Source organism: Occallatibacter sp., from assembly GCF_049582745.1.
Lineage (GTDB): Bacteria > Acidobacteriota > Terriglobia > Terriglobales > Acidobacteriaceae > Telmatobacter.
Genome location: NZ_JBAUUO010000059.1, coordinates 54,444 through 76,852 on the forward strand (window position 1 = coordinate 54,444; position 22,409 = coordinate 76,852).

The window sequence follows — 22,409 nt, forward strand, 5'->3', positions numbered from 1 at the left end:
TAACCGGTGCCTAGCCATCGCATTCCGCATCACCTCTATGGCAGATCAACCGGCCCGCTAACCTGTTGACCAGATTAAGTAATCCGCGCCTCAATCCCAAGGTGTCTCCTTGAAGGCCTGCGCCATCCCCGGATAAAACGCAAGGTATGCGCAAATCAGAAAGTTGACGCCCACACCGATAAGGAGCGCCGCCTCCTGTCCCTGCGACATCGGCGTCGGATTTCCTGCCGCGCGGTTGGCCGCATCATTGACGAGCATCTTCGCCGCCGTGGCTCCCGTTGCAAACATCACCGCCCAACGCACCCGCCAGTCACGGCTATACCATCGCCATGCCATCACGCCATACAGCAGTGCCGTGATGTAGAAGACTGCCTCAGCCGATACCGCCTTCGGCCACGGATCAAAATTCGCCAGAATATAGTTCGCCGCATCCGTGTCCGGAGCCAACCCCAGCGTCAATCCGAATATCAGGTTCACCACCGAACGGAGTATCAAGACCCAGATAAATGCCCGGATCAGCATCGGGAGCTTGTTTCGCTCCACATAGTCGCCACGTTCCCGCACCGGGCCCTTTTGTTCCTTATGCTGCTCCGGCACATACGTCTTGATCGGTTGCAGTGGCGGCATATTCCTCCTGGTCGTTTACGAATCCGTCCAAACGCACCTCGAATACATTTGCGTATCGTCATCTTCCGCCGAGAACGGCTTGAATAAAAGCGCGCGTCGCCAAGACCACAATTGCCGCCACATCGATAATCGACGTGACGATAAGCATGGTTTCAAGTATGTATCGTTTGATCGTTCAAGGGACAATTCTGTGAAGGGTAACACGACCCGTGCAAATGAAACTATAACTTTTCGCGAAGAAAACTGATCACGTGATCGGCGGTCACCACACCCACCATGCGCCCCTGCGCATCCACCACAGGCAGCGCATGCAGGTTATATTTGTCGAACATCTCGGCCAATTCGTTCTGCCGCATATCCGCCGGGCACGACAGCACCCGCGCCTCCGCCAGCACCGAAAGACGCGCATCCGGCTGTGCCACCACCAGCCGCGCCAGTGGAACCGATCCGCACAGCACACGCTTCTCGTCCAGCAGATAAATCTCGGTCACCGTCTCGATATCCCCGTCGAAGCTGCGTAGCGCCGGACCCACCTGCGATACCGTCGCATCCGTGCCCAGGTAGACAAAGTCCGTCGTCATGGCGCCTGCCGCCGAGTGCTCGTCAAACTCGAGCAGCTCTGCAACCTCCTGCCGCTCCTCCGGCTCCATCTCTTCGAGAATTGCGTCCGACCGCTCCTCCGAAAGCTCCGCCAGCAAATCTGCTGCCGCTCCCGGATCCATCTCCTCCACAATGTCGGCAATCTTTTCTTCGTCCAGTTTCTCCAGCAACGAAACCTGCAGCTTCGGATCAACCTCCTCCAGCGTCTCCGCGGCTACTTCCTCATCCAGCGAAGTGAAAACAGCGTCGCGCTCCGCCGGTGCCAGGTCCTCCAGAATCTCCGCCAGGTCCGACGGATGCATCTCCGCTAGCCGTTCGTACTCGATGCGCAGCTTGACCCGCCGCGCTGGATCCACCTCGATCACATCGACAAACTGCCACGGAATCCCGCGCTCCTTGAACCTGCGGGAAAGAATCTCAAGCGATGCTCTTGGCAGCAGGCCCTTGAACACCCGCCGGAATGCCCCGCGCAGCCCCACTTCCACCTCGGCCACGCGCAGCAAACGCTTCGCGCCATCCCCCATCCATTCCAGGTCCACGTCGTTTACGCGAACCACCTTGCGTCCGTGAATGTCGATGATCTGCCGGTCCACCAGATCCTGCGCCAGGTAGAGATAATTCCCCTGGTCCTGCAAGGGAATCAGCATCTCCGGAGATTTCAACTCCAGGGTCCCCACCGGCGTCTCGCGCACATCCTCCGACGGCACAATCCACAGACCGTTTCGCGTCTTCAGCACCAGCCCCGCAACCTGCCCGGCCTCTGCCCCCGTAGCGACGGCTACGTCCTTCAGCTTGCCGCGCACCTGTCCCTGCGCATCCGTTACCGCCGTCCCCAGCAGGGCCGTCAAACTCACGCGCGTCGTGGTGCGATGATTCACAAGTTGAGTGTACTGCGCAGAACCGGAACTCGATTGATCGGCCCGAAGTTGGCGAAATAAAAAGCTTCGGCCTGTCAGCAGAATTTTTGGTCGGCCGATGTTAACCAAATGTTGCCGAGTCGCCCACTGCCGAGTCGCCCAGAACCCAACCGGAACCAAAACAGGGTAGAGTTACTGTTGGAAACGCGCCTGACTTGATATCAGAAGTTGAGACCCGAATTTAAGGCACGGGCAACTTCGTTGAAATTCATGCTTGCCAAAACTGTCTTGCGCCTTCAGGCAATGTTTCAAGGACTCGATTGAGTGCGCTTTCATCGACATTGTGTCGTAACGCCTTGGCAACGTCGCGAATCGAGGATTCAGGTGCGTAGTTATGCAGAGGTCGCAGGGATTGAACTTCCTTTGTCATTGCAGCTCGATCCTCAAACTGGCGCTTCGGTTCTTCGAGGTCCCAGTCAGCTACAAAGAGCGCCCTTATGTCAGCAGGTAGTACGTTCGAAAACCGGATCGCTTCTCCTATTTCCAAGCGACGTCGAAAAGCCTGCAAAACACCCTGCGTCATCGTGTATGCCTGGTTGACCGTATCGAGACTGGCTTCGTCTCGGACGTCGCTGAGAAACTGATGAAAATGATCTGTTGCCCGCTGATATTCCACCGGAATAGTCATGGGTGTGCCTTTCAGTTAAGAGCCGATGGCCAGCGAGTATTCTGACGCAATTCTCGGTCGTGCCCCGGCGACCTCAGAATTATTGCAGGTCTTCCAACGAGCGGAGATCGCCGACGCGCGTTTGAGAATCAGTGCCATGGAGATACCTTCGGATTCCTGGGTTGTATCACCGTCCAACAGCAAGTTATGAATTAACCAACCCCGGCAGTTGTTCCGGAAGTCCGCAAATTCGCTACAGCAGTTCGTTGCTGGCGTTTTTCCCATCCCTTGCAGCTTGCACAGCAGAGATCAATATCGGCGCGACGCAAAAACTTGTCTTCATCGCCACACTTACCCCGTCAATCTTTAGAAGAACCCAACCGCCGAAACTTCCCCTAACTCAAACCAGTTCTTGACACAACGCCCCTCAGCGATGAAACTGCCCTCTATACACGTTTTCCCGTCTTCCTTGGAAAACCGAACACTTCCTCTCGCGGTAAGGCGGCGCTTTGCCATTCCCGGTAGAGGCGGAGACGAAGCCTTTGATCGATCCCAGACCAGGTAAGCGGAGCTTCTCGCTGCCCTCTACGATGGAGAGCGTCGGCGAGATTGAAGCTGCCGCTGAAAAGCTGGCCGAAGACGCCGGCGTAGACGAAGAAGAACGTTTCCGCATCACCATGGCCGTGCGCGAGGCCGCCGTCAATGCCGTCCTCCACGGCAACGACTACGACCCCGCCAAACAAGTCACCGCCAGCTTCGAAAACAACGGAAAATCGCTCGTCTTCACCGTCGCAGACCAAGGCAAAGGAGTGGACTGGGAACACCTCCCCGATCCGCTCGCTCCTGAAAATCTCCTGCGCGGCACTGGCCGCGGCATCTTCCTCATCCGCTCCTTCATGGATGAGGTCCACTTCCGTCAACTCGAACCCGGAACAGAATTGACTCTGATCAAACATCTCGTCCCGGCGCAGGAAACAACCTGACGCATCTCGATTGCATTCGAACTGTGGATTCGGCGGGAACCGCTCCACATAATCTCAGGTGCGCTATGGCGCGGTAATGCCCAGCAAACTGGTCTTCGTTTGCGGGGCGCCAGATGCTATAACTTGTATGACTCACAAAGGAGGAATTTCCGTGGCACTTACTATTGCTTCCCGTGAATTGGACGGCGTTACCGTCCTGGACCTCAGCGGGCGGATCACTCTGGGCGAGGGCAGCGTGCAACTGCGCGAAGCGATTCGCGACCTGATCAGCAAAGGTTCCAAAAATATCCTGCTCAATCTCGGCGACGTGAACTACATCGACAGCTCGGGCCTGGGCGAACTCGTGGGCGCCTATACCACTGCCAAGAATCAGGGCGCCGCTCTCAAGCTGCTCAACCTGACCCGCAAGGTCAAGGACGTTCTGCAGCTCACCAAGCTTTACACCGTATTCGACATCTACGACGACGAAGCCAGCGCCATCGCCTCCTATAAATAGCCGGTCCGCAAGCTCGTTCCGTGAGTCGAAGTTCGCGATCTCATTCCATTGAATCGCGCCATCTCAGCAAGGCAGCCCCCTGCCCGTTTTTCTGCAAACACTCCAGGGCCATCCTCCACGGATGGCCCTTTTGCTTTTCCATCACTATGTATTTGCCGGATTGATCGTCCTGCACGAAGCTGGGTGCCCCATTCATGGCGCAGTCTCATCGCGCCATGAGTGGGATAGCACGAACCCTAATGACCGAAACCGTGTGCCCCATCCTTGCGAATCAGGGGTGGGAAAACTCAGAACTAAGAACTCAAAACTAAGAACTACGAACTAAGAACTGCCCTCCGCCCTCACCCACGATCGAATGCTCACCGCATACACCCCGATACAAAACAGGTTCGCCGGAATAAACCCAAGCTGCCCCGTGCGCATGCCGATGACACAAACAATCACGCTGTTCACGCTCGCCACAACGAGCCCTGTCCACCGCTTCCGCCCCACCAACACCGTCGACAACACCGTAAGCAAACAAGACAAATAGTCTAACCGCATCACAGCAAACACCAGCTTCCACCAATACCTCCAATCTGCCAGAGGTCCGCCCGATCTACGGTGATCTATCGCACTCCATCCGAATCCGAGGTACCCGGATCCTCCCGGTCCCAAACAATCCTGCCGGAGCAGCACACGCCACTCCGGCCCTTGACCAGTGTCCCCTGATCCCTGTTCCTAGAACTTCACGTTCGGCACCTGCTGCGCCGCCGGGCTCGCCTTGAAATACGCGTCGTTCGTGTGGAATCCCGCCATCCCCGCCCAGATGCTGTTCGGAAACTGCCCGATAAACGTGTTGTAATCCTGGATCGCCTGGTTATAACTCCGCCGCGCCACGCCGATCCGGTTCTCCGTCCCCGCCAGCTCATCCTGCAGCCGCATGAACTGCTCGCTCGATCGCAGATTTGGATAATTCTCCGTCAACAGCAGCAACCGACCCAGCGCCCCATCCAGCTGTCCATTCGCCGCAATCTTCGACTGCGGAGTCTGCGCGTTCAACATCCCAGCCCGTGCATTCGCGATATCGGCAAACACCGAGTTCTCTTCCTTCGTGAACCCCTTCACCGTCTCCACCAGGTTCGGAATCAGGTCCGCCCGCCGCTCCAGTTGCACATCCACTTCAGACCAGGTCTGTTTCACCGCCTGGTCCTTCGCCACCATCTGGTTTTTGGCGCTCACGTAGCTGCCACCCACCAGCAGCAGCGCCACCACGATCACGCCCACCACACCCAACCCAACCATCAATCCCTTGCTCATACCGTTTCCTTCTCCTCCGACCTCAAAGGTCCCTATTCCCTCGTTCGCTTTGTCCCTAGTTCTCTAGTTCCCTTGTCCCTCTGTCCCTTGTAATGTCCCTTTTTCCCTAGTTCTCTCGTCCTATGTCCCTTTGTCCCTCATCCCCTGCTTCTACCAGCTTCCCCCCGCTCCTCCGCCCCCAAACCCTCCACCACCAAACCCTCCAAACCCATCACCGCCGCCGCCACCGCCGCCACCGCCAAATCCTCCACCACCCATGAACGGCCCACCTCCGCCGTACCGGCGTCCGCCCAGCGCACTGTTTAGCAGTCCCATTGCAAACAGCAGCCGCAGCCCGCCAAATCCGCAGAAGATCAAAATCAGAAAAATGAATGGAATCAAATTCGCCAGTCCGCCGCTGCTCCTCTGCCGCACCGGAGGCGGAGCCGGCAACTGATCGCTCAGCGTCACATGCGCATCCGTCGCGATCACCTGCGCCACCTGCCCCACAGCGCCCACAATCGCCGCGTCATAATCCTTCGCCCGCAGCGACGGAACCATCGCCCGCCCAAAGTCCCCCACTTTGGCGTCGTTCAGGATCCCCTCAAGCCCATATCCCACATCGATCCGGTACTTGTGATCGTCCACAGCCAGCAGCACCAGCACTCCGCGGTCAGACCCTTTCTTGCCAATCTTCCACTTGTTTTCGAGCTCATTTGCCCAATCGGCCGCGTCATCTCCGTCCAGGTTGTGCACCGTCACCACCGCCACCTGCGCGTTCGCCTGCGAGTGGTCCAGCTCCGCGCAAATACGGTCCAGCTTCGCCACGGCGTCCGCCGACAGCACATGCGCATAATCATTTACATAGTCATTGGGCTTGGGCAGACTGCTGACCGACTCGGCCATTGCAATCTGCAAAGGTAGGAGAAACAAAACCGCCAGCATCAGCCGGAACATCGTCGAACCCGTGCGGTGAAAACCTTCCATCGCACTCAATTGTACGTGCCGCCCCGCCCCAAAGTTCCCGCACCAGTCCCGCAGGGATGCCCTTCTTGATTAGGAAGGTGTCATCCTGAGCGAACGGGGCCTCAAACGCACTTCAGTTTGGGGGTGGTGAGCGAAGAATCCGCTTCTTGTCTTCCTAGCCTCACCTCTCTAGCTATCCCCATACACCGGAATCGCCGCCCCATGCACTACCTTCGCATCCTCACTGCACAGAAACAGAATCACCTTCGCAATATCTTCCGGCTTCGGCCATTGCGCAAAGTCAGCTCCCGGCATTGCCTTCCGATTCGCTTCCGTATCGATAATGCTCGGCAATATCGAATTCACTCGCACCCCTGTGCCCTTCGCGTCCGCCGCCAGCGAATCCATCATCGCCACCGCCGCCGCCTTTGAGGCCGCATATGCCGCAGCCCCCGCGCCGTGATCAACCGCGGCTTTGGCCGCCACATTCACAATCGCCCCATGCTTCTGCTTCAGCATGGGCACAACCGCCGCGCGCGACAGCGCGTAACCCGCACGCAGATTCAGTGCCAGCATCTGCTCAAAGGTTTTCGTTTCGAGCTCCCAAAGCTTGATGCCGCCCGCATAACCGCCCACCGTATTCACCATCGCATCCAGATGTCTGTGCAACCCAACAATCCCGTCGACAAGTTCCTTCACCGCGATCTCATCGGTCACGTTCACGCGATGCCCTTCGAGCGAAAAAGCCCCTGCGCCTGCAGTCCTCTTCAAAGCTGCAAATTCCTCGTCGCTTCGATACGTCACCACCACCTTCGCACCTTTCGCAAGAAACGCAAGGCTCACCGCCCGACCCAGCCCGCCCGTTCCCCCCGCCACCAGCACCACCTTGCTCGCAAAACTCGCACTCATCGCCCACCTCGAAAATTCGTGATGGCTGTTATATCACTGACACCTGCCTCTTGGCCCTTAGGTCCCCATGTCCCTATGTCCCTCTTCCCTTTGTCCCTCTGTCCCTTCGTCCCCGCTCTTCTACACTTGAACAAGCCATGACCGATCAAGCACTCCCCCCCATCGCCCGCAAAGACCACAAGGAAACCATCCTCCACGGCATCACCCTCTCCGACGACTACGCCTGGCTCCGCGACAAGGAAAACCCTGAAGTCACCGCCTACCTCAATGCTGAAAACGCCTACGCCGAAGCCGTCACCGCCGACCTCGCTCCCCTGCGCGACCAGCTCTACAACGAGATGCTCAGCCACATCAAGCAGACCGACGAGTCCGCGCCCTACCGCGAAGGCGACTGGTGGTATACCATCCGCACCGAAGAAGGTAAACAATACTCCATCTTCTGCCGCAAGCCATGTTCCTTCACGACCCTGGGTGCCCCACCCACTTTGGGTGCCCCATTCATGGCGCAGTCTTATCGCGCCATGAGTGGGAAAACTGAGAACTCAAGTCCAGAAACTCAAGACCCTCAGGGTGCCAAGACAGCGGCTTCATCGCTGTCTTGGGTGGGAAACAAAAACACTCAACCCTCCACCGACGCTCCCGAACAAATCATCCTCGATGGCAACCAGCTCGCCGAAGGCCAGGCCTTCTTCGCCATCGGCGCCACCGACATCTCCGACGACGGCCGCTGGCTCGCCTATACGGTCGACCTCACCGGCTTCCGCCAATACACCCTCCACGTCAAGGATCTCCTTACCGGCGAAACCCTTCCGGGTGAAGTCGAGCGCGTAGGCTCCGTAACCTGGGCCGCCGACAATTCGACCCTCTTCTACACCGTCGAAGACGAAGAGCAGAAGCGTCAGTTTCAGCTCTATCGCCACACGCTTCACGCGCCACACCCCTCCGACATCCTCGTCTATGAGGACGATGACGAGCGCTTCAACATTGGCGCGGGCCGCACCCGCGACGGCAACTTCATCGTTCTCGAATCCGGCAGCCACACCACAACCGAGTGCCGCGTCCTCCGCGCCGATCTTCCAACCGCCGAGTTCACCCTCATCAGTCCCCGCGAAGACGAGCACGAATACGCCGTCGACCACCGCAACGGCCAATGGTTCATCCGCACCAACGATCGCGGCCGCAACTTCCGTCTCGTCACCGCGCCCCTCGATGCGCCCTCGCGCGAAAACTGGGTCGAGCGCATCCCCCACCGCGACACCGTCATGCTTGAGGACGTCGATCTCTTCGCCAACTTCTTCGTCGCCTGCGAACGCGAAGACGGCCTGCCCCGCCTCCGCCTCTGGAAGTTTCAGGACGAAACCCCCGCAGCCAATCCCGCAGGCGAAATCGCGTTCCCAGAGCCCACTTACAGCGCTTCACCCGGCATCAACCGCATCTGGGAAACCACCCGCTTCCGCTACGGCTACCAGTCCCTCGTCACTCCCGGTAGCGTCTATGAATACGATCTCGATTCGCGCGAATCCATCCTCCTCAAGCAGCAGGAAGTCCCCGGCGGCTTCGATCGCACGCTCTACGCCAGTGAGCGCGTCCACGCCACCGCACCAGACGGCGTCCAGGTGCCCATCTCTCTTGTCTATCGCATAGACAGGCGCCAGCCCGGCCATAACCCAATTTATGTTTACGGTTACGGCTCCTATGGCTACGCTCTTCCGCTCGGCTTCAACTCCAACCGGCTTAGTCTGCTCGACCACGGCATCGTCATAGCCTACGCCCACATCCGCGGTGGCGGCGACCTCGGCAAGCCCTGGCACGACGCCGGAAAAATGCTCGTCAAGCGCAACACGTTCACCGACTTCATCGCCGCCACCGAGCACCTCACCGCTAACGGCTACGGCGATCCCGCGCGCGTCGCCATCGAAGGCGGCTCTGCCGGCGGACTGCTCATGGGCGCCGTCACCAATCTCCGCCCCGATCTCTTCCGCGCCGTCCTCTCCCACGTCCCCTTCGTCGACGTCATGAACACCATGCTCGACGCCTCTCTCCCGCTCACTGTACCCGAGTACGAAGAGTGGGGCGACCCCAATCAGGAACAATACTTCCGCTACATGTTGAGTTACTCGCCCTACGATAACTTGAAGCCTGGAAGTTATCCGTCAATGTTAGTCAAGACCTCGCTCAACGACAGCCAGGTTATGTACTGGGAACCCGCAAAATACGTCGCCAAACTTCGTACTCTAAAAACCGATGCGAATCCGCTCCTGCTCGTCACCAACATGGAAGCCGGCCACGGCGGCGCCAGCGGCCGCTACGACTACTTAAAGGAGATCGCCTTCGACTACGCCTTCCTCCTCCGCGAATTAGGTATCGTCTGAATCTGAACCACTACCGCAACGCGGTGTCATCCTGAGCAAACGAGGCCCCGAACGTACTTCCGTTCGGGGGTGGTGAGCGAAGGATCTGCTTCTCTTACCCACGCTATCCGCTGTCATTCCGACCGACCGTAACGAAGTGAAGAGAGTGGAGGAACCTGCAGTTGCTTCTCGCGCTGTTCGCGCTCTCCGCTGCGCCCACCCCTCGTGATAAAGTGTCTGTGCTTCCCTAAACCACCATGAAACCCGCTCTGCTCCTCATCCTCTTCTCCACCTCAGTCCTCACCGCGCAATCCGCGTCCGACACTCCAGCAAAGATCTACTCCGCCGGACCCGACGTCACGGCCCCCGAGCTATTGCCTCACCAAGTGTCCCAGCCATATGTCAACGACCATTGCACCGGCGACCAGCAAGGCAAAGTCACGTTTTCGCTTATCGTCGACGCCAATGGAGAACCCCGCAATGTCTTTTTTCTCCATCCTCTCGGCGCCGACCTCGACGTGCTTGCGCTCAAACACGTCACCGAAGACCATTTCAAACCAGGCACCCTGAATGGCCAGCCTGTCGCTGTGGCCGAGTCGCTCGATGTGTCCGTCCGCACCTGCCTGCGCGACGAAAAAGATGCTCGCGGGCAGGCGCGCATGGTCCTTCACCTCGCCGCCGAACCCGAGCAGGAACTCAAGCCTCCTGTCGATCCGCCTCAGCAGGTCGTGCTCGTCTCCGGGAATGGCGTGACTCCCACGCCAGAAGAGCCAAATCCGCTTGTTTATAAGGTCGGAGGGGATGTCAAGCCGCCGCATTATTTCCCTCCGTCCACCGACGAAATGAGATTTGCCCGCGGACTTCTCGACCTCGGCGACTACAAAGTATCCGTCCTGGTCGATCGCAATGGGATGCCCTCAAGCATCAGGATTCTCGATTCCGCTCAACCTGGCAAAGAACAGCAGATCGCGCGAATCATGAGCGTCTGGCGCTTCAGGCCCGCTATGCTCAACGGACGGCCTGTACCGGCTCGCACTGAAATCAGCCTTCGGTTCACCATGCGGGGCCGATGACGAACTTCAAGATTTCAAACTAATTCGAGAGCCGCGATTGATGCGCCCACAATCCCAGCCCCGGATTCGAAACAAAGAACAACTCCTCGCCATCCAGCCGGTTATACCCATGCGATAACTTGTCCGGGTTGTAGTGCTCCGACATCTCCGCATAATTGCCGTACTTGAAGCCAACGCCTTCAAGTTCCTCTCGGCTCATCCGCCCGGGGCACCACGTAATCGTGAACCGCCCTTCTGACGATCCGTGAATCAGGTGCGCAGCCGCACTCAACTCCGCCGCCAGATCGGCATTCGCTTCGACAGCCGCCAGCGTTGCCGGCGTTCCGCGATACCCGTACTTGCGAATCAGCCCATCAATTGTCTTGTCTTCGCCAAACGCCCGAACCGCCGGCGCAAGAATAATCAACTCCGCGCCATCGGCCAGCGCCATCCGCGTCCGATACACTGCCTTGTTCCCCAGCCAGGTCGAATGAAACTCGTGCGGATCGAGATACACCACGGCCTTCTTGATCGGCTCCGCCACCAGTTCAAAGTTCACCTTCAGGCTCAGCTCTGCCGCCCGATGGAAGCACTCCACATCGTCCCCGATAAATAGCCCCCGCACCGCTAGCCCGCCGTCCGCACGCCGCCCCACTACCGTCTGCACATACACAATCGGCAGCGTGCGCAAAAAACGATCCGAAGCATAATTCAGCACCGCGCGCACCGGGTTTTCGGCGCGCCCCATGATGCGTTCCATCCCGTAAACCGCGCCCATGTAATGGCTGAGATTAATGCTCAGGCGACCGCCGGCGCCGATAAGTATGTTCTTGTTGTAGTTCGCCATCCCGATCACTTCATGCGGCACCACCTGCCCGATCGAGAGGATCAGATCAAACCCGCCCTGCGAGATCAACCGGTTCGTCTGCGCCGGCCAGGGCACGTTCAGCTTCCCCTCTGACTGCTGATAGATGAACTCCGCCGGAACCTCGCCCAGCGTCTCCACATCCGTGCGCCAGTGATGTATTCGGAATAACTCATGCGGTACGCCGGGATACATGTGGTCCAACTGCGCCGGCGTCATTGCTGCATGCGTTCCGATCGCCGGCAGTACCGCCTTCAGCCGATCGCCCAGAAGTTCCCTGGCCGCGCACGTTAGCACGCCTGCCTGCGAATGCAGCCGCGTAATGTCCGGCGGCACCGCGAGCACGCTCTCGCGCCGTCCGAGCTTCTCAAGGCTCTCCGCGAGCAACTCTTTCAACTGTCCGCGCCCGAGCTCAACGTCGACGCCGCCGACTGCGCAAAACATACCCATGCGCTCAACTCTAACTCAATTATCTAAAGAGAATCTGAACTTATAACCTTCATGGAGATGCTGATTGAGCAGCGGACGATATGGGATGAGCGACAATTGGATGGAGGTGGATGGTGGGCAGTGAGGGACTCGAACCCCCGACTTCCTGCTTGTAAGGCAGGCGCTCTAACCAACTGAGCTAACCGCCCCTTGAGGCGAAGGACCGAGAAACAGCCCTCCTTCATCATATCAGCGAAGGAACTCCCCGGCAGGCTGCCGTCCACTCCGCCGGACGCCCGCATTGACACGAGCCTCGATTGATAAGCTAATCTTCGTGCCCCGTCTTATTGTGAATGCCGACGACTTCGGTCTCGCCCCAGGTGTCAATCGCGCCATCCTCGAGCTTCATGCTGCCGAGGTGCTTACCAGCGCCACGCTCATGGCGCAGTCCTGCGCTACAGAAGAGGCGGTAAACATGGCCCTGGCGATGCCGACACTCGGCGTGGGATGTCATATCGTCCTGGTCGACGGCACGCCGGTCTTCGACAAAAACAGGATTCCTTCCCTCGTCGATCGAACCACCGGAAACTTCTATTCGGGCCTTGGATCCTTCCTGAAGCGATCATTCACGGCGCGCATCCGCAGCGCCGATGTCGAGGCCGAAGCTTCCGCCCAGATCGCACTTCTGCAGAGTTACGGCCTTCGGCTCACCCATGTCGACACCCACAAGCACATCCACATGTTCCCCGCGATCCTGCGGTCCGTGCTGCGCGCTGCGAAGGCGGCCGGCATCCACACCATTCGCAATCCCTTTGAGCCGATCTGGAGCTTGAACGCCACAACCAATGCACCTGAACTGCGTCGGGCTGAAGTCGTCTTCTTGCGCCGCTTCGAATCCAAGTTTCGCCGGATCGTCGCCGAAGAAGGATTCCAGACGACCGATGGCGCCGTGGGCGTGCTCGCCACCGGCACCCTCAACATCGCCACCGTGCATGCGCTGATAACCGCAATGCCCGAAGGTACGTTTGAACTGGTCTCCCACCCCGGCTATCGCGACGAGCAGTTGGCAAAAGCAAACACCCGTCTGTTGGAATCGCGTGAAATCGAGCGCAACGCCCTCATGGCGATCCGGGACTATGGGGGCATCGACCTCATCTCATTTGCCGGCCTCGGTCACCCGGTCCAGGAGAAGGCTGCCAGCTGAAACCACAGAAATTGCGGGTTTTGCATCTTCCGTCAAACCCCATGCGTCAAACTTGAGAAGGGCAGCTCTTAAAACCTGGTTCTCTGAAATGTAAGGCACCGGTATGCGCATCGGCATCACGTGTTATCCCACCTATGGCGGCTCGGGAGTGGTCGCCACCGAGCTCGGCATTGAACTCGCCGCCTCAGGCCACGAGGTCCATTTCATTTCATACTCACAGCCCTTCCGCCTCAGCGGCCGCGACGACGGTATCTTCTACCACGAGGTTCCCGTCTCAAGCTATCCTCTCTTCGAATTTCCCCCGTACGACCTGGCCCTGGCCTCGCGGATGGCTGAGGTTGCCGAATTCTGCGATCTCGACCTACTCCATGTTCACTACGCCATTCCGCACTCCGTCAGCGCCATGCTCGCCCGGCAAATGCTGGCTGCGCGCGGCCGCAGGCTGCCCTTTGTGACTACGCTGCACGGCACAGACATCACGCTCGTCGGCCTTGATCGCAGTTACCTGCCCATCACGCGCTATTCTATCCAGGAAAGTGACGGCGTAACCAGCATCTCAAACTATCTCAAAGCAAAAACCGTCGAAGACTTCGGAATCTCGCGACCCATCGAGGTCATTCCGAACTTCGTCAATTGCGATGTCTACACGCCAATTGCGGACGAAGAGACTCGGGCAAGTGCGCGAGCCAAATTAGCCGGTGCCGACGAAGCCATCCTGATCCACTTGTCAAATTTCCGCCCCGTAAAGCGCGTCGTGGACGTCGTAAAGGTATTCGCCCAGGTGGTGCGTGAAGTTCCGGCTCAATTGGTCCTTGTCGGCGACGGCCCCGACCGCTCTGCCGCGGAGTGGCTTGCGCACGACCTCAATATCAACCATCGCGTTCATTTCCTCGGAAAGCAAGACCGCGTCAATGAGCTTCTTCCTCTCGCCGACTTGATGGTCATGCCCAGCTCTCTCGAATCCTTCGGACTGGCCGCCCTCGAAGCTATGGCTTGCAAGGTGCCCGCGATCGCCACCTGCGTGGGCGGCGTTTCCGAACTCATTGAAGATGGCGTGACCGGGCTGCTCTTTCCCGTGGGAAGCGTCGACGAAATGGCCGCCGCCGCTATCGCGCTCCTGAAAGATCGGACCCGGCTTGATGCCATGCGCGACGCAGCACGTAAAGACGCACAGAAACGCTTCTGCGCCTCCTTGGTTGTTCCCAAATATGTGAAGTATTACGAAGAGATTCTCGCAGGCTGAAATTCATTCCTGACAAGTTGGATTACTGCGTTCGGTCGGCCTCGAATCTCGGAACGAATCCCACCCGCGTCCAGAACTCCTGCACCAGTGCCACCGTTTCCGGGGTCGCTTGGGGCGGCGTTCGCAGCAGAATTCCCGCGCCGCTCACCAGTTGGGCGCCATCCTTCATCGAGTTGCCGGTTAGCTCCCGCATATCTACTGCAAGCGCCACGCACTTATCGGCCCGGTAGGTACACGACGCGAGGTCCGCGATCGAAAGTCTCGTTGTAGGAGTAATCAAAACCGTTCGCGGCGGAGCCATCCGGTCGAGCAGACAGAAAATCTCCAACTTCGATTCCAGCTCATCCGGCACGCAATCGATCACCAGGTCGGCCTCGCGCACTGCATCTTCAATCGTGGAGACAAACTTGACCATAGGCAATGCCGCCGGCCCCAGTTGCTGGCGCAGATACTCCTGCGCATGGTGCAGGTTTGCGGGCATTACATCTTCCAGCAGCACTGCGTAGCCTGCGCGGGCTGCTGCGTGCGCGAGCCATCTGCCCAAAGGCCCGGCACCGATAATGGCAACTTGCATTGGAATCCGGATTACTTCGCGGTGAGTGCTTTGGCAACGTCATCTGCACTCGGGCTCGAGTGTTCGAGGTGGTCGGCGATCCGCGCGCGCTCCTCGGCAGAGAGCGTCGGTACGAGAGCAAGAATGCGGCGGAGCGTCACCGCAACGTCATCGATATAATTCATCAGTCGAATGGCTTCACCAGACAGCGGCATTGGGATCCTCTTGATTGAAGTCAGTCCCCATTGTAGGCGGTATGGCTACTGAGGGAAAGCGCGCGGGATGAGCGGTGACCAGGACCTGCTCCTGGAAAATGCTGCCTTACTGGTCAAATCGCAAGAGTGTGGAGATCATTCCCTTTGCCAGGTCGTCCGTCTGCTCTGTGACCAGAGTCGTCTGAGAGAACCAGGCGGTCGCATCCACACCGTCGCGCTCTTGCACAACCAGCTCGTATACGCGCTCGAATCCAAGCACTTTCCCGCTGAAGACAATCTTTTTCTTGTCGGGATCAAACTGCACCAAAAATCCTTGATCATCTTCACGGCGGATTTCCAGCCGATTGTGATCGGGCATGGCCCCGCGCAGAACGGTGCGACCCGCCTTGGTATTGACGCTTTCGCAACGAATCGACATAACCTCGCACAACCCGTTCCACTGGTGCGGAAGCTGCCGAACCAGGAGAGCCGCCCTCGCGTCCGCCTTCCGTTTTACCTCAACGGCGACCGACCGCTTGGGCTCGTAGTTCTCCAGTTCTTCCTCTTCCCAGGTCAAGGGAACCTTTTTCTCGGGCGCGGCAGGACCGCTCACCGGCTTAGTTACCTCGGCGATGCGCTTGGAAATCGCGTCAGATGCGGTTTGGGTTTGGGCTGTCGTAGGCATAGGGGGCTTTTCCGATGTTAGCCCAGGTTCACTTTTTAACAACTGCCACTACCGTGCAGGGTAACGGTACTTTTTGGTGAGTAATTTCCTCCGCCGCAGCGAAGGTTTTGTAAAAGGGCACGACTCGGGGAACCCATCTATGGGTCGCGGGCCGAAAGTGCAACTTGAAAATCGTCGGGCTTTTCAGCCCCTGCGGGATTGCAATCCCCGTTCACGTCCAGAACTCCCTCCTCACTGACCACTGTTCTCTGTTCTCTACTTCCATCGCTAATTTCGTAGAACCAATCGCTTCGTGCAACCGTCTCCATATCAGTTGTCGCAGTTTCGCACCCAGCTGAACGTTTACCCGCGGGTGACGAAACGGAGGCGAAAGCGTGAAACGGATCGCAACGTTCCCAGGCTTTGCTTTCATCGTATGCGCAATTGGGCTGGGTTTCACCGCACCTGCGCAAACAAACACAACCAGCACAGACTTCACAACTCTCCCTGCCGGCACCAGAATTGAACTCGCCGTCACCGCACCCGTGTGGGCCCGCGCCGCAAAAGCCGGAGACGCGCTCTACACGCAAGTGGATTTTCCAGTCATCGCTGGAAAATCCACTGCCGTTCCAGCCGGGACCTATGTGCAGGGTACGATTCTGTCCATCGCCCGGCCATCGCGCTTCAGAGGTCGCGCTCAAATTCAGGCCCTGTTTACGACCGTCATCTTCGCCAATGGGTATGCAGTCTTGCTGCCCGGTTTCGCTGCGGCCGCCAGTCCTGCACGACCAGTTACAGATTCGCTTCAAACCCCGCGTGCACTTTCTCCATTCGCGCCAACGGTAATGGAGTTGACCGTCAACGTCAGTTCTTCGAATGACCTGCTGCTCGATAACGGCACGCAATTCGATATCACGCTCGCCTCTCCCCTCTCGCTCGACGCAAAACAGGTCGCGGCCGCGATTCCGCTGAGTCGCGCCGTCGATCTGGGCAAGTTCAAATCGGCAACTCTGTGCCGCCCAACTCCCGGCGCGCCTGGCAGTCCCGGCACACCAGACACCGTGATTCCCGGCTCACCCGGAACACCGGATACAACCATTCCTGGCGGTCCAGGTATGCCCGATACCGTCATCCCTGGAACCCCATCGACACCTCCAACCGTCATTTCAGGATCTCCGGGCACACCAGGATTTCCTGGACGAGATTGTCCCGGACCTCCCATTGTGATATCGAGCGTGCCGATCCCATACGCAGCGGTTCGCAGCCCAAACTCCTCATCCGCGAACAACCATTGACGCTTTAGCCAAACGGGGGACACACCATGCTGCTTAGAATTGTTGCCTTCCTTCTGATCGCCTCCATCAGTGCTGCACAAACGCCAACCATTCCGCAGCCAGTGAATCCACCCGCGACGACCGACACCATTACAGTCCCGATGGGAACTCTCGTTGCCCTCAACCTCATCACCTCCATCAAGAGCAAATCCACCAGGCCCGGCGATCCTGTGCGCGCCGTTGTAGCGTTTCCTTTGGCCATTGGATCTCGGGTAGCCATCCCTGCCGGCACCTACGTTGAAGGCGTTGTCGACAAGGTGAATGCGCACCCCAGAGCCGGCGGATCAGCGAGCGTGCAACTTCGTTTCACCCGCCTTCTCTTCGCAAATGGATACTCGGTTCCGCTGGTCGCCACAAATGTGCAGGCAAACTTTTTGGTTCCAGACGCGAAAACGCAGGCCACATATCAACTTGCCGACGCCCGCGACGGTGCTCCGTATCTCGGCGAAGGTTTCGCCGCTTCCGGCCAGAACCCTCCGCAACTTCCGCCCCTGCCCTCGATGGGACCATCCCCTGGCGCGTTGGCTGGCATCGGAATCGGCGCTGGCGCGGGGATTCTGGTTCTCTCCCTGGTAATCGGTCATCACCGCGCGAACAGCGCGGACTTCATCCTTTTCGACGCGGGATGGCAATTCCAGATGGCGTTGCAGGAACCGCTGGCACTCGATCCCGCACAAATATCCGCCGCCACCACCATCGCACACTGAAGACCAGAGCAGGAACCTGCCGTGCCCCATTCATGACGCGCAGTTTGCGTCATGAGTGGGAAAGCACAAACCCGGGCGCTCCAGGTCTCGCTTTTGCGACCTGGGGCACCAACACTCGCACTTGGCCTCCATTACCCATCAAACGCAACAAGGCGGCCCACCCTCCCACAAGGAATGGACCGCCTCATCGCATTCCGGACTAACCTGCTTACCCGCCGGAAACCCCAAACCCTTGTTCCCTAGTTCACTAATTCACTTCTTCACTTCTTCACTCATTCGCTTATTCACTTCTTCACTTCTTCACTCATTCACTGTCCACTGCCCACTGTTCACTGTCTTCACAGTGTCCGCTTGAACAGCGGTGTAGCAATCAGCAGCGTGCCGATTCCAAACAAAAACAAAAACAACAAATCCCCACGAATCGCAACAAATCCGCCATCCTTCAGCAGGATCGCCTTGAATCCGTGAATCGCGTACGTGAAAGGATCGACAATCGCGATGGCGCGCAGCCACTTCGGAAATGCCGCAATCGGATAAATCGCGCCCGAAGGAAAGAAAAGCAGTGTGTTCAGCACGCCGAACATCGCGCGCGGCACCAGCGGGTCGTCCACCCGCACCATCATCAGAAACATCATTCCGTTGAAGGCGATCGAGACTCCCACGATCAGCAGAAACAGCTGCAGCAGCGCCATCGGATGGAAAATCACCCCCAATCCCGCCATCAGCGATCCAATCACCGTCAGCGAAATCCCTGCCAGCACCGCCTTGATCGCGCCTGCTGCATTGAGCCCCATCACCAGTTCAAGCTTGCTGATCGGCGTCACCAGGTATCCCTCATGCACGCCGCGCGCCTTGTCGTCGATGTACAGCATCCCGCCGCCGATCATCACCGAGATGTACATCGCCAGCGAGATCGACCCCGCCAACAGGTACTTCATGTACTCGACGAAGGGATAAAGCTCGACAATCTGCAGCGCGATTTTCTTCACCACGCGATCCTGGATCACCGGCTGATTCAGCGCATCCACCAGCGATTGCATTTCGCCTTCGAGTGAGGAGCTCATGAACTGGTCGGAGTTATCCACCACCAGCCCGATCCGTGGCGCATCCTCGGCATACACGCGCCGCGAATACTGCGCCGGAATGATCACCGCCGCATCCACCTTGCCGGTCCTGACATCTTCCTTGGCCTGATCTTCATCGGCGTAATCAACGGTAGTAAACGTTGCGATGTTCACAGCAATCGCATCGAAGGCTTCGCGCACTTTTACCGCCTGCGGGCCGTGATCCTTGTCAACCACAGCAACCTTCGCCCCGCGAATCTTTCCGCCAAAGGCATTTCCCAGAATGACCAGCTGCACCAGCGGCAGCATCATCGACATGATCATCAGTACGGGCGAGCGGAAGAATTTCCGCATCTCGCGCTCAACAATCGCCATAAATCTGTTCATGGTTGTGCTCCCGGCCGCGGCGGCATCTGAAACACCGTCTTCACCTGTTCATCGCGCAGTTGCCGGCCCGTGTAATGCACAAAAACGTCATCCAGCGAAGTGTTCTGCACGCTCAGCGAAGTCAGCTGTTCTCCCAGACGGTTCGCCATCTCCACCAGTTGCGAAGTCGTTTGCGAGCCATTCGAAGTCAGTACGCGATACACCCCGGCCGATTGCGATTGCACCTCCGTCACATCGGGAAGCGCCTCCAGCCGCGACTTCCACTCCGGATCCTCACGATTGAATTGCACTTCAACCACATTCGATCCCGGCACGCTCTGCTTCAACTCCACCGGGCTGCCCAACGCCACCAGCGTTCCATGATCGACAATCGCGATGCGGTCGCAAAGGCGGTCCGCCTCTTCCATGTAGTGGGTTGTCAGCAGCATCGTGAGGTTCCGCGTCTTCTTCAAATTGTTCAGCATCTCCCACACCGCGATGCGCGATACCGGATCGAGTCCGGTTGTCGGCTCGTCGAGAAAGAAAATCCGCGGATCGTGAACCAATCCGCGCGCAATCTCCAGCCGTCGCCGCATGCCGCCTGAAAGCGTCTTGGTCTGCGCCGTGCGCCACTTGGTCAGGTCCACGGCTTCCAGCACATCGGCAATATTCTTCTCCCGCTGCACCCGCGGAACGCTGTACAGTTTTGCGTAAATACTCAAATTCTCTTCGACAGTGAGATCCTGGTCGCTCGTCAGCGCCTGCGGAATCACACCAATCATCCGGCGCACCGCGTCCGATTCCTTGCTTACATCGTGCCCGCCAACAATTGCCTTCCCGCTCGTCACCGGAATCAGCGTCGTCATCATGCGGATAAGCGTGCTCTTTCCCGCGCCGTTCGGCCCCAGCAATCCAAAGATTTCTCCATCGGCGACCTCGAAGCTCACATCCTTCACCGCCACAAAGTCGCCGTACTTCTTCACGATGTGTTCCACGCGAATCGCTGGCTCCGCCTGGCTCTGCAACGGCTCCGGCGTCGGTGTTACGGTACGCGCATGCGACGTCATTGCTTCACCAGCTTGTTCTTCGGCACATAAACTTCGGCCGTCATCCCCGGCACAAACTTCTCTTCCGGATTGTCGATCAGGAGTTTGATCTGCACCGTCTTGATGTCGCGCTTGCGACCGCCGTTGATGTCGCGCTGCGTCGCAAAATCCGCTTCAGCCGATTTCGCAATCACCTTTCCCTGCACGATCGCTCCGCTCGGCATCACAACTTTCAGACTGTCACCCAGTTGCACCGCGTCGGCTTGCGTCTCAGGCAGAGGCGCGTACACCCACGTCTGCGAAAGGTCCATCACGGTTGCGATGGTCCCTCCCGCCGCCAGCACCTCACCCTGCCGTGCAGCAAGCACATTCACTTTGCCAGTTACGGGGGCAAACACCTGCGCATACTTGAGTTCAACATTTGCCTCATCGGCCAGCGCCTTAGCATTCTGCACAATGCCGCGCGTCGAGGCCACGGTACGCGCTGAAACCTGCGCCAGCAGCTCGTGCGCCTTCGCCTGCTGCAGCGCCGCCTTCGCCGCAGCTACATTCGCGTGTGCCGTCTCCACCGCGGCTTCAGCCGCATTCAGGCTGGTCACCGCCTCTTCTTTGGCCTGTTCGCTCGCAATTCCCTGCTTGGCCAGCGCCACCGTTCGCGAAGTATCCGCCTTCTGGTGCGCGAGGTTCGCCTGCGCCTGGGCCAGTGCCGCCTCGCTCGCCTTCACCTGTGCCTCGGCATTGACCGCCGCGCTTGAGACTTCGCCCGCATTCTGCCGCTGCGTATCTACCGTCTCGGCCAGTTTCGATTGATCGCTTTGGACATTCGCCTGCGCCGCCTTCTCCGCCGCCGCCAGGTCGTCGCTTTCCACCGTCGCAATCAGCTCGCCGGCCTTCACGCTCTGCCCTTCATCCACGTTCAGCGTCTGCAGGCGCCCCGGTATCTTCGCACTCACCAGCACTTCGTTCGCATCCACCGTACCAATCAGCTTCAGATCGCCCGAAGTGTGGGCCGTAAACAGATACCAAACAAACGATCCCAGCGTCAGCAGCCCCAGGATCATGAAAACTCTATTTCTTGCGTTCATCGGATCTCCCATATAAATGCCGCGTGCTCGGCAATTCCGGCATTGGCGTGTCGGCAAGCACGCCAGCCGCTAATTCTGCGCCATGGGTGCGATCGATAAAGACCGCCTGCCCCAGAAACTCCACCACCGCGCGCCGCCGCGCCGCCAGAACATCGGGCGCGAATGGCTCAAACGGCATCAGCATTCGCCACACCGGCGCCGCCAGAAAATAGAAAACATTCGCTCCCAGCGCAGCCAGGTGAATCTGCAGCCAGTCCACGTCAATCAGCTCGCCCGACGCAATTCCCTCGCGCATCATCGACTGGTACATCGTTTGCAGCGGAGCAAACACGCGCTTCACCAACACCGGCATCACATCGGACTCGCCCTGGTGCAGCCGCATCATCTCCTGCTGCATCAGGCTCTGAAATTCCCCTTGCGCCAGGATGCGGTCAAAGTGATTCAGCGCGGCCCTCAACAGCCGCTCGCCCGGAGAAGCATCACGGAGAAAGACCGCCATCGATTGATCCCGAATCTTCGCCGAAATCATCTCCACCGCCGCGATGTACAGGTTCTCCTTGCTGTCGAAGTGGTAGTAGAGCAGCGCCTTGTTCACGCCGGCAGCCGCAGCAATCTGATCCATGCGGGCTCCCGCCATCCCCAGCGCGCTGAACTCCCGCAACGCTGCATCGAGAATCCGCGCGCGTGTTTCCGACGATCGATCAGCAGGTACGGATGCGTTTTGTGTCTCAGTATTCATTTTGACCAATCAGTTAAACTAACTGGTTAGTAAATTAACGAAGAAGCCTGAAAAATGCAACAAGATTCCAAATGTCAATCCCTCTCCTCAAATCTTTTCCCCTATCTCCTTCTATTTCAGCCTCTTCCCC

Annotated in this window: 23 protein-coding genes and 1 tRNA gene; 8 read left to right on the top strand and 16 right to left on the bottom strand. The window is 58.4% G+C overall.

Features of this window, described 5'->3' with window-relative positions; all coding sequences use genetic code 11:
• Positions 1–90 precede the first annotated feature (90 nt).
• The 3 genes from WCA10_RS07850 to WCA10_RS07860 form a co-directional block, all read right to left on the bottom strand.
• Positions 91–627, bottom strand: coding sequence for a hypothetical protein (locus WCA10_RS07850; protein ID WP_472821957.1), 537 nt, complete (start codon positions 625–627; stop codon positions 91–93).
• Between the two features lie 221 nt (positions 628–848).
• On the bottom strand, positions 849–2,105 hold the full coding sequence (locus tag WCA10_RS07855) for a magnesium transporter MgtE N-terminal domain-containing protein (RefSeq protein ID WP_472821958.1): 1,257 nt from the start codon (positions 2,103–2,105) through the stop codon (positions 849–851).
• A gap of 247 nt (positions 2,106–2,352) precedes the next feature.
• Positions 2,353–2,772 (bottom strand): DUF2267 domain-containing protein, encoded by a 420-nt coding sequence (locus WCA10_RS07860; RefSeq protein ID WP_472821959.1) that lies wholly within the window; start codon positions 2,770–2,772, stop codon positions 2,353–2,355.
• A gap of 521 nt (positions 2,773–3,293) precedes the next feature.
• On the opposite strand from WCA10_RS07860, the gene WCA10_RS07865 reads away from it, so the two are divergent.
• Positions 3,294–3,734: an ATP-binding protein gene (locus WCA10_RS07865; RefSeq protein WP_472821960.1), complete on the top strand. Its 441-nt coding sequence runs from the start codon at positions 3,294–3,296 to the stop codon at positions 3,732–3,734.
• Positions 3,735–3,885: 151 nt separating this feature from the next.
• Positions 3,886–4,230, top strand: a complete 345-nt coding sequence (locus tag WCA10_RS07870; RefSeq protein ID WP_348261832.1) for an STAS domain-containing protein — start codon at positions 3,886–3,888, stop codon at positions 4,228–4,230.
• Positions 4,231–4,551: 321 nt separating this feature from the next.
• Here the strand turns inward: WCA10_RS07870 and WCA10_RS07875 are convergent, their stop codons facing one another.
• The 4 genes from WCA10_RS07875 to WCA10_RS07890 all read right to left on the bottom strand — a co-directional run bounded on the left by WCA10_RS07875 (position 4,552) and on the right by WCA10_RS07890 (position 7,383).
• A complete protein-coding gene (locus WCA10_RS07875) occupies positions 4,552–4,773 on the bottom strand; it encodes a hypothetical protein (protein ID WP_472821961.1) in 222 nt (73 codons plus the stop codon).
• A 177-nt stretch (positions 4,774–4,950) separates the two neighbouring features.
• Complete coding sequence (locus WCA10_RS07880; RefSeq protein ID WP_472821962.1) at positions 4,951–5,529, bottom strand: LemA family protein; 579 nt, start codon at positions 5,527–5,529, stop codon at positions 4,951–4,953.
• Positions 5,530–5,679: 150 nt separating this feature from the next.
• Complete coding sequence (locus tag WCA10_RS07885) at positions 5,680–6,495, bottom strand: TPM domain-containing protein (protein WP_472821963.1); 816 nt, start codon at positions 6,493–6,495, stop codon at positions 5,680–5,682.
• 168 nt (positions 6,496–6,663) lie between these two features.
• Positions 6,664–7,383 carry an SDR family NAD(P)-dependent oxidoreductase gene (locus WCA10_RS07890; RefSeq protein WP_472821964.1) on the bottom strand — a complete coding sequence of 240 codons (720 nt, stop codon included), beginning with the start codon at positions 7,381–7,383 and terminating at the stop codon, positions 6,664–6,666.
• 137 nt (positions 7,384–7,520) lie between these two features.
• Here WCA10_RS07890 and WCA10_RS07895 point away from each other — a divergent pair, with 137 nt between their 5' ends.
• Positions 7,521–9,755, top strand: a complete 2,235-nt coding sequence (locus WCA10_RS07895; RefSeq protein WP_472821965.1) for a S9 family peptidase — start codon at positions 7,521–7,523, stop codon at positions 9,753–9,755.
• Positions 9,756–9,991: 236 nt separating this feature from the next.
• Positions 9,992–10,807, top strand: coding sequence for an energy transducer TonB (locus tag WCA10_RS07900; protein ID WP_472821966.1), 816 nt, complete (start codon positions 9,992–9,994; stop codon positions 10,805–10,807).
• Between the two features lie 19 nt (positions 10,808–10,826).
• Here WCA10_RS07900 and WCA10_RS07905 read toward each other — a convergent pair whose 3' ends face one another.
• Both WCA10_RS07905 and WCA10_RS07910 read right to left on the bottom strand, forming a co-directional pair.
• Positions 10,827–12,101, bottom strand: a complete 1,275-nt coding sequence (locus WCA10_RS07905; protein ID WP_472821967.1) for a nickel-dependent putative hexonate epimerase — start codon at positions 12,099–12,101, stop codon at positions 10,827–10,829.
• Between the two features lie 111 nt (positions 12,102–12,212).
• A tRNA-Val gene (locus WCA10_RS07910) sits at positions 12,213–12,289 on the bottom strand.
• A gap of 125 nt (positions 12,290–12,414) precedes the next feature.
• Here WCA10_RS07910 and WCA10_RS07915 point away from each other — a divergent pair.
• Entirely contained in the window at positions 12,415–13,284 is an 870-nt protein-coding gene (locus WCA10_RS07915) for a ChbG/HpnK family deacetylase (protein WP_472821968.1), read from the top strand.
• Between the two features lie 103 nt (positions 13,285–13,387).
• Positions 13,388–14,527, top strand: a complete 1,140-nt coding sequence (bshA, locus tag WCA10_RS07920) for an N-acetyl-alpha-D-glucosaminyl L-malate synthase BshA (protein WP_472821969.1) — start codon at positions 13,388–13,390, stop codon at positions 14,525–14,527.
• Positions 14,528–14,549: 22 nt separating this feature from the next.
• Here the strand turns inward: bshA and WCA10_RS07925 are convergent, their stop codons facing one another.
• From WCA10_RS07925 to WCA10_RS07935, 3 genes are all read right to left on the bottom strand, one after another.
• Complete coding sequence (locus tag WCA10_RS07925; protein ID WP_472821970.1) at positions 14,550–15,101, bottom strand: 3-hydroxyacyl-CoA dehydrogenase NAD-binding domain-containing protein; 552 nt, start codon at positions 15,099–15,101, stop codon at positions 14,550–14,552.
• Positions 15,102–15,112: 11 nt separating this feature from the next.
• Positions 15,113–15,295 (bottom strand): hypothetical protein, encoded by a 183-nt coding sequence (locus WCA10_RS07930; RefSeq protein WP_472821971.1) that lies wholly within the window; start codon positions 15,293–15,295, stop codon positions 15,113–15,115.
• A gap of 106 nt (positions 15,296–15,401) precedes the next feature.
• Positions 15,402–15,959 carry a hypothetical protein gene (locus tag WCA10_RS07935; protein ID WP_472821972.1) on the bottom strand — a complete coding sequence of 186 codons (558 nt, stop codon included), beginning with the start codon at positions 15,957–15,959 and terminating at the stop codon, positions 15,402–15,404.
• A 374-nt stretch (positions 15,960–16,333) separates the two neighbouring features.
• Here WCA10_RS07935 and WCA10_RS07940 point away from each other — a divergent pair, with 374 nt between their 5' ends.
• Together WCA10_RS07940 and WCA10_RS07945 are read left to right on the top strand one after the other, a co-directional pair.
• Complete coding sequence (locus tag WCA10_RS07940) at positions 16,334–17,233, top strand: hypothetical protein (RefSeq protein ID WP_472821973.1); 900 nt, start codon at positions 16,334–16,336, stop codon at positions 17,231–17,233.
• A gap of 26 nt (positions 17,234–17,259) precedes the next feature.
• Positions 17,260–17,979 (top strand): TraB/TrbI/VirB10 family type IV secretion system protein, encoded by a 720-nt coding sequence (locus WCA10_RS07945; RefSeq protein ID WP_472821974.1) that lies wholly within the window; start codon positions 17,260–17,262, stop codon positions 17,977–17,979.
• 338 nt (positions 17,980–18,317) lie between these two features.
• On the opposite strand, the gene WCA10_RS07950 is transcribed toward WCA10_RS07945, so the two are convergent.
• The 4 genes from WCA10_RS07950 to WCA10_RS07965 are packed head-to-tail and all read right to left on the bottom strand — an operon-like array spanning position 18,318 to position 22,279.
• Positions 18,318–19,430: an ABC transporter permease gene (locus tag WCA10_RS07950; protein WP_472821975.1), complete on the bottom strand. Its 1,113-nt coding sequence runs from the start codon at positions 19,428–19,430 to the stop codon at positions 18,318–18,320.
• Positions 19,427–20,476, bottom strand: coding sequence for an ABC transporter ATP-binding protein (locus tag WCA10_RS07955; RefSeq protein ID WP_472821976.1), 1,050 nt, complete (start codon positions 20,474–20,476; stop codon positions 19,427–19,429). The genes WCA10_RS07950 and WCA10_RS07955 overlap by 4 nt, the downstream gene beginning before the upstream one ends.
• The gene (locus tag WCA10_RS07960) at positions 20,473–21,540 is read right to left on the bottom strand and encodes an HlyD family secretion protein (RefSeq protein WP_472821977.1); all 1,068 of its coding nucleotides are present in this window, start codon (positions 21,538–21,540) and stop codon (positions 20,473–20,475) included. Before WCA10_RS07960 ends, WCA10_RS07955 begins: the two co-directional genes overlap by 4 nt.
• Positions 21,524–22,279, bottom strand: a complete 756-nt coding sequence (locus WCA10_RS07965; protein WP_472821978.1) for a TetR/AcrR family transcriptional regulator — start codon at positions 22,277–22,279, stop codon at positions 21,524–21,526. The genes WCA10_RS07960 and WCA10_RS07965 overlap by 17 nt, the downstream gene beginning before the upstream one ends.
• Positions 22,280–22,409 lie beyond the last annotated feature (130 nt).